General features: G+C 52.6%; 8 protein-coding genes. All 8 read right to left on the bottom strand.

Going from position 1 to position 8,351, the window contains the following annotated elements; translation table 11 throughout:
- Positions 1-293: 293 nt before the first annotated feature.
- Positions 294-1,694, bottom strand: a complete 1,401-nt coding sequence (locus F1735_RS31635) for a HEAT repeat domain-containing protein (RefSeq protein ID WP_167240748.1) — start codon at positions 1,692-1,694, stop codon at positions 294-296.
- A gap of 86 nt (positions 1,695-1,780) precedes the next feature.
- Positions 1,781-2,824 carry a hypothetical protein gene (locus F1735_RS31630; protein ID WP_167240746.1) on the bottom strand — a complete coding sequence of 348 codons (1,044 nt, stop codon included), beginning with the start codon at positions 2,822-2,824 and terminating at the stop codon, positions 1,781-1,783.
- Between the two features lie 7 nt (positions 2,825-2,831).
- A complete protein-coding gene (locus tag F1735_RS31625; protein ID WP_167240744.1) occupies positions 2,832-4,010 on the bottom strand; it encodes a hypothetical protein in 1,179 nt (392 codons plus the stop codon).
- Positions 4,011-4,015: 5 nt separating this feature from the next.
- The gene (locus F1735_RS31620) at positions 4,016-4,393 is read right to left on the bottom strand and encodes a DUF4150 domain-containing protein (RefSeq protein ID WP_167232990.1); all 378 of its coding nucleotides are present in this window, start codon (positions 4,391-4,393) and stop codon (positions 4,016-4,018) included.
- A 12-nt stretch (positions 4,394-4,405) separates the two neighbouring features.
- On the bottom strand, positions 4,406-5,521 hold the full coding sequence (locus F1735_RS31615; RefSeq protein ID WP_167240742.1) for a hypothetical protein: 1,116 nt from the start codon (positions 5,519-5,521) through the stop codon (positions 4,406-4,408).
- The gene (locus F1735_RS31610; protein ID WP_167240740.1) at positions 5,518-6,639 is read right to left on the bottom strand and encodes a DUF2169 family type VI secretion system accessory protein; all 1,122 of its coding nucleotides are present in this window, start codon (positions 6,637-6,639) and stop codon (positions 5,518-5,520) included. The genes F1735_RS31615 and F1735_RS31610 overlap by 4 nt, the downstream gene beginning before the upstream one ends.
- Positions 6,640-6,646: 7 nt before the next feature.
- Positions 6,647-7,165, bottom strand: coding sequence for a DUF6484 domain-containing protein (locus tag F1735_RS31605; protein WP_167232984.1), 519 nt, complete (start codon positions 7,163-7,165; stop codon positions 6,647-6,649).
- On the bottom strand, positions 7,165-8,351 hold a 1,187-nt coding region (locus F1735_RS31600), incomplete at its 5' end, for a type VI secretion system Vgr family protein (RefSeq protein WP_167240738.1). The genes F1735_RS31605 and F1735_RS31600, both read right to left, overlap by 1 nt.

Genomic DNA, 8,351 nt, shown 5'->3' with positions numbered 1-8,351 from the left:
AATGAGATTAGCCATGATTCCGCCGCCGTAACCGATCAGATTTCCTCCGATATCACGAAAAAGCGATGAAAAATCGTGCTCTCCTGATGTCGGCCAGTTCGGAAAAATCGTTTTGCAATTGGCTCATGTATCCTCGTCCAAGGCTCGTGAAGCAACAGAATCAAAGGCTGGGCGGATATGGCGACAGCGGATGCACCACGCTTCCGCGCCGACTACGATCAATAAACGCGATTGCGGGGATTGCAGGCGGGCGGCCAGTATGCTTGCGTCGTTACATGGATCTAGTATGTGACTCATACAGTGCCTTCCAAGCGCATAATTTCCTTGATTTCATCTATGCAGCGTAATTGCGTCTCTGCTGGGGCGCGGACAGAGATAATGAACAAAGAATCAATGGTTTGAAGATGTTGAGAAGCAACGCCACGCTCGGCTTGGCTATCCCATTTCATATTTTCAAGAATGGGCGTGACCGCAATCGGTTGACCCTTAAAATAGCGCTGTCCGGTTGACAGTGAAAGTTTGCAATTTGAAATAGCCTCTGCGTTTGGCAATACGAGCCCAAAGTCCGCATCGATCGGAGCCGTATCAAGCGTGGCGTCATATGACATGCTTGGTTCCTCCAGAGATAGCCCGGACTCGACAAGGTCAATGCCAGTAACAACTTCCCAAACCCAGCCTGCATAGCGAGCCGTTGCCGGATTGGCCAGATGTTTAACAACGAATGGCAAATGGATGGGATCTCCATGGTGGAGGACAAAATGCAGTGCACTTCGCACAGCCATTGACTCCAGCATCGCGTTCAGGTCCCTTGTTCCTGGTTTAATCATCCAGGCGAGGTGTTGTATCCAACGGGAGAGGCGGCGTCTGGCCTGTTTACTATGCCATCCAGTGGCCGTTGATGACAGTAAAATTTGGCTGCGGATGCTTTGTTCTAAAGTTTCAACACCCAAAATAATGAGATCTTCATTCGACCTCTTACCATGATGCACTTGATCCGTGCGCAACTGAGCCAGCCGTGCTATCGAAATTGCTGCTTGACTGCGTACGGCAAGGTCGTTGTCACTTAACGCGTCGATCAGTAGATCTTTAATTTCCTCGTCCTCGTCCTCTAAAGCGGCAAGCCGACAGGCAGCTGCGCGAACATGACGGTCTGAATCTCTTAATAGCTCATGCAGGGGCGTTTGTAGCCAGAGGGCGCTGTCAGACGACAATGGGGCAGTAACCAGACAGGTATTGATCAGGTACAAGGCGCGCAGGGCGACTACGAACCTGACTGAACTGCTTCCTGATGCCGTCCAATTTCGAATGACACGTTCCGCCACTTCCGACGGTATCCATGCCAGCGCACTGATAGCACCGCGAAGCAATTCATCCGGCTGTTCTTCAAGCTTCGACGCTAGTGCATCTAACGGCTCCGTATCCTCTGCAAGCATGGCAGCGCAACTGCACGCAAATGCTTCTCCAGGTTTCATCCAGCGCTCAAGTGCGGCCATTGCAACGGGCAATGCACCAATACCGGCCACAGAAACCCCGTCAAGATGGGCTCGCAATGTGCTGTTGAAGCGGAGAAGATCGGAAAAAGAGACGGTTGTAGACCGTTCCGATGCGTCGATTTGGGACCAATAGAATGCGCTGTCTTCAACGTGTCTACGTACCATTGCTGGAATGATTTTCCGATTTTTCTGAAGAAGCATGCTGGATCGTAAATAATATAGAAAATTAGAATTCTGGAGTCGAGCAACAAGTCAACCAAAGAAATGTTCTGCGAAAATTAGCTTTACTAGCCTTCAACAAAATCGAACGCGCTGAACAATCTACGCCATTTGGTGCCGTCATGAAGACACGCACCATATGGCCCGACCGTTAGCAAAAAACGTCCGTCTGGGCTGACATCGATGCGCCCACCATTCGTTGGGTTCGGTGCATCTTCGTCCACCTCTTTTAGAGGAACGACTTTTTTCGTCTTTTCATCAATCGCAAATATCCCTTGTTGGGAACCGAGATATAGTCGATTATTGAACCAGAAAGCATCAACGGGATGAAAGCCGGCGGTTAAATTCGCGTCCGCAATTTTTTTCCACTGGTCAGTGCGACCTGCCCAAACGCTTCCGTTGAGTTCAGTTATATATACAATTCCATTTCCTGCGCAACAAACCGTTTCTAAGCTTGCATTTGTTGGAATTGGGCAGTTATGCCACTTCTTGCCATCAAAACGCCATACGTCCCCGTCGCCGCCAACGGCATACATGTCATTCTTTGCAAACGCACTCATGTCATTGAAGCCGATGGAACTGTCATAATCGGATGATGACGGTATCTCGGCCGGCATGGGAACACCTGCGCCTTCTGCACCAAGTTCTATCCATTGATCTACGCCGATTCGACGGTAAATTCTACGAAAATCTCCTAGTGCATATACTTGCCCGGCAGCGCGTACGACCTTGTGGATGACGCCCACCATTCCGTTATAGGTAGACATGTCAAGCACCCTATCAATTGCTCGCTCATCACCCATGCGCTCCGAATCGATTGAGTAGACTTTGCTACCAGTGTCCACCGCAACGTACCCTCTTGAATGTTCACTAGACGCTATCGTCGTTTTGCTAAAGCCGTTGGTCTCGGAACCGTTAAATCGCGACTCAATGGGATTGTCGATTTTCATTGCAATGAAGCGCGTCATTGGGGCAGAGTCATCATCATCATCGCCATCTTTTTCTTCAACTAAAACAAAGCCGAATCCGTGTTCGCTTAAAATTGCGCAGTCATAAAACGTATATCCTGAGATGTATGTATCCCATGTCGATTCATCAAATATTTTTTCCATTTAATTCTCACTTCTTTTTCGGTTTAATTGGATTCGTGATGTCGAGCGGTTTGCTCTCTGGGACGGGCAAATCCGGTCCGCCTCCACCCCGGCCCGAGTGAGGTGTTACCATGGCATCATCGGGAAATACGCCACAGTCTTTGTCCTTTTTGTAGTATCCCGCCAATCTATCGTCTAGTTGGTCTGCAAGGCAGTGTTTGTCACATCCGAACATTTTTGCCAGCATACTTGTGATTTTGTCCCTCGCATCAATATAGCGCATATTGGGAGAATGTCTGAATTTCTTTATTATTGTCTCAGTGCCCGCATGAGCAAACCCATGACTGCCGTTTGCATCCCTATTTGCAGTTCCTTCCAAGCAAATAGTTAATGCCTCATTTTCCTTGTATGTATCCCAGCATTTACGAAGTCCTTGGCTTTTCATTGCTGTGACGGTTCTTTTCTTGTTTCCCTCGCCCACCGTTTCTGTTACCGGAGCGAATGTATCAAACATTGCATTTGGGATGACATGATGGCCGGTTTGACCTGGGCAGCATCCTTTTCCGTTCTCTGTGTCGCTAACCTTTTCATATGGAACCAAACGGCATTTTCTCGCTTTGATGCAAGGATTGGATTCAGCAACCGCAGCCATTAGCGTTGCCATCGCATCTTCTATCGGCCCGGGCTTTTTCAATAGCATTTTTTCCGACGCGATTGCTGGCGTTTTTTCATTTCCGTATGTAAGTAGATCAGTAACCAGACCAGAGATGTTTGTACTTACAGTCGCTTTAAACTCCGCGGTATTGAACTCTTCCTTCCCTTTTTTTCCTCGCTTCGAGCCAGGTTTTCTCCAAAGACCAGAGCAGTGATCAGCTATCCATCGATTTTTATCGTTGAGTTTAAATTTACTATCTTCTTTAACCTTGGCATCGAGATCGCTTAAAGCGGGAAATTGTACTTTTTCCGGAGAATTGTTTTGTGGCTGATCAACCTTCGTACAGTTGTCTTCCACACGTTGAGCGTCCGCCTTGCAGTTGGTGCCAAGATTTGCATTGTGAAAATATGGAAACGCAACCGTGTTTGATGTAGTGGGACCTGTTGATAAAGAGCCTGAAGCAACACTTGAGCTTGCAACCGGAATGGTAATCTGTGACGCGCTTTCGTTTGCACGCTTACGATTGCTGCTGCGTGTACTTGCTGTTGCCATTTGTTTTATCCGTGGTTATGAGTCATCGAATCGATATGTCGGCATACGTTCAAACCCTCGAATTTTACATTGGATGACCATCCAGTAAAATACGATTTTCCTTCGATAACACCGGATCTGATGCCTTTCTTAAATAGTTTTGTTGCCGGCAGATTTCCCACGCTGGTGGAAAAATATGAAGCATTTTTTAATGCTACTGGCGTTCCACAAATGAATACTGTCGAACTTCCATTTTTCAGATGTTTAGCATATGAAAAATTGGGGTACGGAACTAGTAATTTCCCCGTCGGAGGACTCCAGCACAGATCGGGGAACGCTCGAGATTTCCCTGCTGCAGCTTTGGAGGAAATTTGATTGTCGTTTGCATAAACTCTCGTATTCATTAAGTGCCGCTCCTAGACGTGGCTTCGTTTCACGATGACTGCGCTGCGCAGCCCATTAGCGTTCGCTAAATTTAATAATCCGAATTCGCCGAGCTCCTTGGAATTCTGGAATAATTTATAAATATACGCCAGCATTGCCGGGCCAGTTGCGGCGCCCACTTCGCCTAAGCAGTCGGCAATTGTCAGGAGGCGTAGCATCGCGCCTCCCGTTGGTGTTAGACGAGTAATTGCATTCGATGCCTCTCGCGCAAAAAAAGATTCGCCATTTTGATCGGTAATTCTGAAGTCGAGTGCATTAAAATCGAGTTGGCTCATCTTCACTGCTGATCGAATGGCTTGCGTTAGCCCTTGCGATTTGGTCGGCACACTTCCATCGACGCGGCCAGGTTCGTCCCCGGTGCCAAAACCGATGATCTGCAATTGATTGCTTTGCTGTGCGCCAAGGCTGTTGGGTTGGATATCAACCTCAACTCGCTGCAACAGGACTGCAGCGGCAGCCTCCCCCGGAATGAAACCGTCTGAATTGCCCCTCACCTGCAAGCGCCCTGCCTGAAGATAGGCGTTTATAGTGGTAGCGTTCAGAAACGTATCGGCGCCAACCAGTAATACCTGTTCACAGTCCTGTAACGCCAGAAGTGCTGTCGCCTGTTTCAGCGCATTCGACAGCCCCGCTCGGCCCAACGGCATCACGCCTGAGCGCGGGTGAAATTGCAACTCGAGTTGATCCACCGCTTGGCTGAAAACGCTCGCGTACCAATCGCCGTCATTGCCGCTGCGTTCAGGCTCAGGCGCTAACCAGACGAGCGGAACCTTGCTGAATTCCACGTCCTCGACCGAACTAAGGCAATCTGCAATAGCCATCGCAATCCAGCGGGCCAGCCTCCCTTGCCCCCAAACATTGTCGTCATCCAAACGCGCGACAAGTACCCGTTCATGGTTCGCGGTCTTAAAATCGCTGTGTTGAAAGTGATCCATATTTGCGCGCATCGCGCAAACAGCCGCATCGAGATTGTATCCAACAGCGCAACAAAGTCCAGCGGCGCGAATTGCCAACGTCATTGCTGCAGGCGTCTGAGCTGGTCCCGCGCCAAATTTGTTCCAGAAACCGGGTTTTGTTACCGAACTCATGCCATTCCTTCAATATCATCTGGTCCGTCACCGCATCCGTGGCAGCCGTCCGCCCCCGTCTTTTTTCGCTCCCACCACGCCGGGTCGACGGGACCGACTGCCAGCACCGAAAATTCCTGTATGCGACGGCGGATCGGAACGCTCGTTCGCCAGATTGCCGAGAAACTGCCTTTTTCGGTTTCGAAAAACAAGGTGTCGACCGCAGGCGCCAGCATCTCGCTGCTGTAGTCGGTTCGTAGAATCCTCACTTGCAGGTCGTCCAGGCGCGGCAGCTTGAACCGGACATCCGGACGTCCCGCCATCATGTTTCGGAGGATGACGTCCTCACCGCCCTCGGGATAAGCAATCTGTTGATCTTCCGGTGCGCACTGATAGTGTTGCTCGTCAAAATCCTCTGGAAGGAAGGGGAAAACTTCTTCCTCCCAGTGCTTGTCATAGGTTCCGACATACTGGCTTCGCGGCTCCCAGTGCCTGCCAATGGCAGACAATGCCACAGCTTTGTAATTTCCGGTCGGGCTGCTGATGTTCTCGTCGAGCGCCTGGAGAGTAGGGGCGGGTTGACCGTCGAGGTCGCCACCTGTGCGTTTTCCGCCCCAGCCGATTCCGGCTGGATTACTGAGCATCGTTTCGGTCATGATCTCGGAGTCGCTGCCCCAGCCTTTTTTGTAGGTAAGGGCACCGCCGAATGCTTGTCCAAAGTGCAAAGGCATGCACGTGAATGGCTGCGGCTTGGTGAGCGTATATATTCCCAGCACTTTGCGCCATTGACGTGGCCCGATGACTTTGAAACCTTTTTTCATTTGGCCAACCTGGCACGCCACCGTCATTTCTTGCACCTCATTGCCGTCGGGCGAGTGCGCGAGCGAATCGAACAGTACGTCGCAGCGTGGCTTGAAGCGCGCAAAATCATCGCCGTACCGCATGGCGCTCAGCCCAGGCTCGCCGTAAAACTCGTCACTTGGCGCCAGCGGCGATGCTGCTATTGGACGCGGCCGTTGGCCCGTCTCGGGAATTTTCCAACTGCCTTTCACGATGATCACAAGATGCTCCCGGCCATCAACGCCAATCGACGTGGTGAACTCCGCAAGCATGTTTTTTGATGCGACTTGAATTTCCATGTCGCCCCTAGTTGACGTGAACCGAGCCACCCAGAATGCGCTGCGTCGCGCTGGCCTGGCTGGTAATGTAGGTGCCGCGCAACTGGATGCGGCCATCCGCACTGAGGATCAGCGCAGCTTCGCCACAACGCAGTTCGATCTCGTGCTCGGCGGTGAGTACCACGCGTTCGCCGTCAAGCAGTACGTCGGCAGGGGCGGGGGCCGGCACTGCCGGCGTTGCCAGCATCAGGCCCAGAATAATCGGCTGCATCGGATCGCCGTTTTCAAACCCCAGCGCCAGCGCCTGGCCGATGTTGCTCGGATCGAGCGGGCTGATACTGCGGGCGCGGATGCGGCTCAGGCCGAACGTGGCGATGCTGACCAGCGCGCTGCCGTCTGGCGAAATACCGTCGAACGTGCCCACCGCAATGCCATCCGCGCGCGCAGGGCGCTGCGGCGTTTGTACGATTACGTCGTGCAACAGTCCATCTGGCTGCGCTGATTCGGTGACCGGCAGACTGCTGCCGGATTCTGTCGCTTGCTTCATCAGTTCTCCAGAATTTTCTTGCCGTTCAGCGTGATGTTGCCATCAGCCTTGAACACCTGCTCGTCGCTGGTGCCGACGCTGAACGTGTGGCCGTTAAAGATAATCGTTCCATCGGACTTCATGAGCAATTTCGCCTTGCCCACCGTGATCGACAATTCGTCGCCAGCAACAATCGCAATGGAATTTTCAACCTGGGTAATCTGGCTCTTGCCGACAATCGTCGCCATGCTCATTCCCACGTTCAGGTCGTACCCGAGCCCGACGTTATCCATGCGCGCCATGCCGACGTTCTGGACCGATGCCAGGCCGATCGTTTCCGTCTTCATCATGGCAACATCGATGGTCCAGGCGCCGCCGATGCTGTCGGTCTCGTTCTGCACCACCGTCTTGGTCCGGTTCGCCCCAATCGTGATGGTCTCGTTGATCCCCACATCTTCGGTGCGGTTGTCGCCGATGCTGATGGTCTCGTCGTGATCGACCCGCTCCTTGCGGTTGTTGTGGATGGTAATCGTTTCATCGCGGTCCACCGTCTCCGTGCGGTCGCGCTTGACGAGGGTGGTCTCGTCGCGGTCGATCGTCTTGCGGCGATCATTGCCAACCCACTTGTCCTCGTCGTGCTCGACCTCGGTCAACTGGTCCTTCTCGGCATGCAGCCACAACTGTTCCTGGCCCTTTTTATCCTCGAAGCGCAGCGCATTGGCGGTGTTGTAGTTGCCTTTCGGCGTGGAACGCGTCAGCACGCCGCTCTGGGTCTTGTTCTCCGGCAGGGTCCACGGCACCATGGTGTCTTCATTCGGCACCATGCCGGTCACCAAGGGCCGGTCCGGGTTGCCGTCCATGAACTGGACGATCACTTCCGAGCCGATGCGCGGAATCGCCGTCACGCCGAAGTTGGCGCCCGACCACGAGGTGGCCACGCGGATCCACGCCGAGCTTTTCTCGTCGTACTCACCGATGCGGTCCCAGTGGAACTGCACGCGCACGCGGCCGTATTTGTCGGTGTGAATCTCTTCGCCTTTCGGGCCCACCACCAGCGCCGTCTGCAGCCCGTAAATCTTGGGCTCGATGCTGTTGTAGCCGCGCCCCGGACGCCATGGAATCTGCTTGCGGATGCAGGACACGCGGTTTTCGTAGTACGAGGGCGTTTCCACATTCACCTGGTAATTGTTGCTGGCCGTGTGGCGCA

The organism is Massilia genomosp. 1 (genome assembly GCF_011682185.1).
Classification (GTDB): domain Bacteria; phylum Pseudomonadota; class Gammaproteobacteria; order Burkholderiales; family Burkholderiaceae_D; genus Telluria_A; species Telluria_A rubra.
This window is presented reverse-complemented; position numbering and strand designations above follow the sequence as displayed.

Bases quoted from the DNA above. Each gene is read 5' to 3' on its own strand.
- F1735_RS31630 (WP_167240746.1), bottom strand. From the start codon at position 2,824: ATGGAAAAAATATTTGATGAATCGACATGGGATACATACATCTCAGGA.
- F1735_RS31610 (WP_167240740.1), bottom strand. From the start codon at position 6,639: ATGGAAATTCAAGTCGCATCAAAAAACATGCTTGCGGAGTTCACCACG.
- F1735_RS31635 (WP_167240748.1), bottom strand. From the start codon at position 1,694: ATGCTTCTTCAGAAAAATCGGAAAATCATTCCAGCAATGGTACGTAGA.
- F1735_RS31605 (WP_167232984.1), bottom strand. From the start codon at position 7,165: ATGAAGCAAGCGACAGAATCCGGCAGCAGTCTGCCGGTCACCGAATCA.
- F1735_RS31615 (WP_167240742.1), bottom strand. From the start codon at position 5,521: ATGAGTTCGGTAACAAAACCCGGTTTCTGGAACAAATTTGGCGCGGGA.
- F1735_RS31620 (WP_167232990.1), bottom strand. From the start codon at position 4,393: ATGAATACGAGAGTTTATGCAAACGACAATCAAATTTCCTCCAAAGCT.
- F1735_RS31625 (WP_167240744.1), bottom strand. From the start codon at position 4,010: ATGGCAACAGCAAGTACACGCAGCAGCAATCGTAAGCGTGCAAACGAA.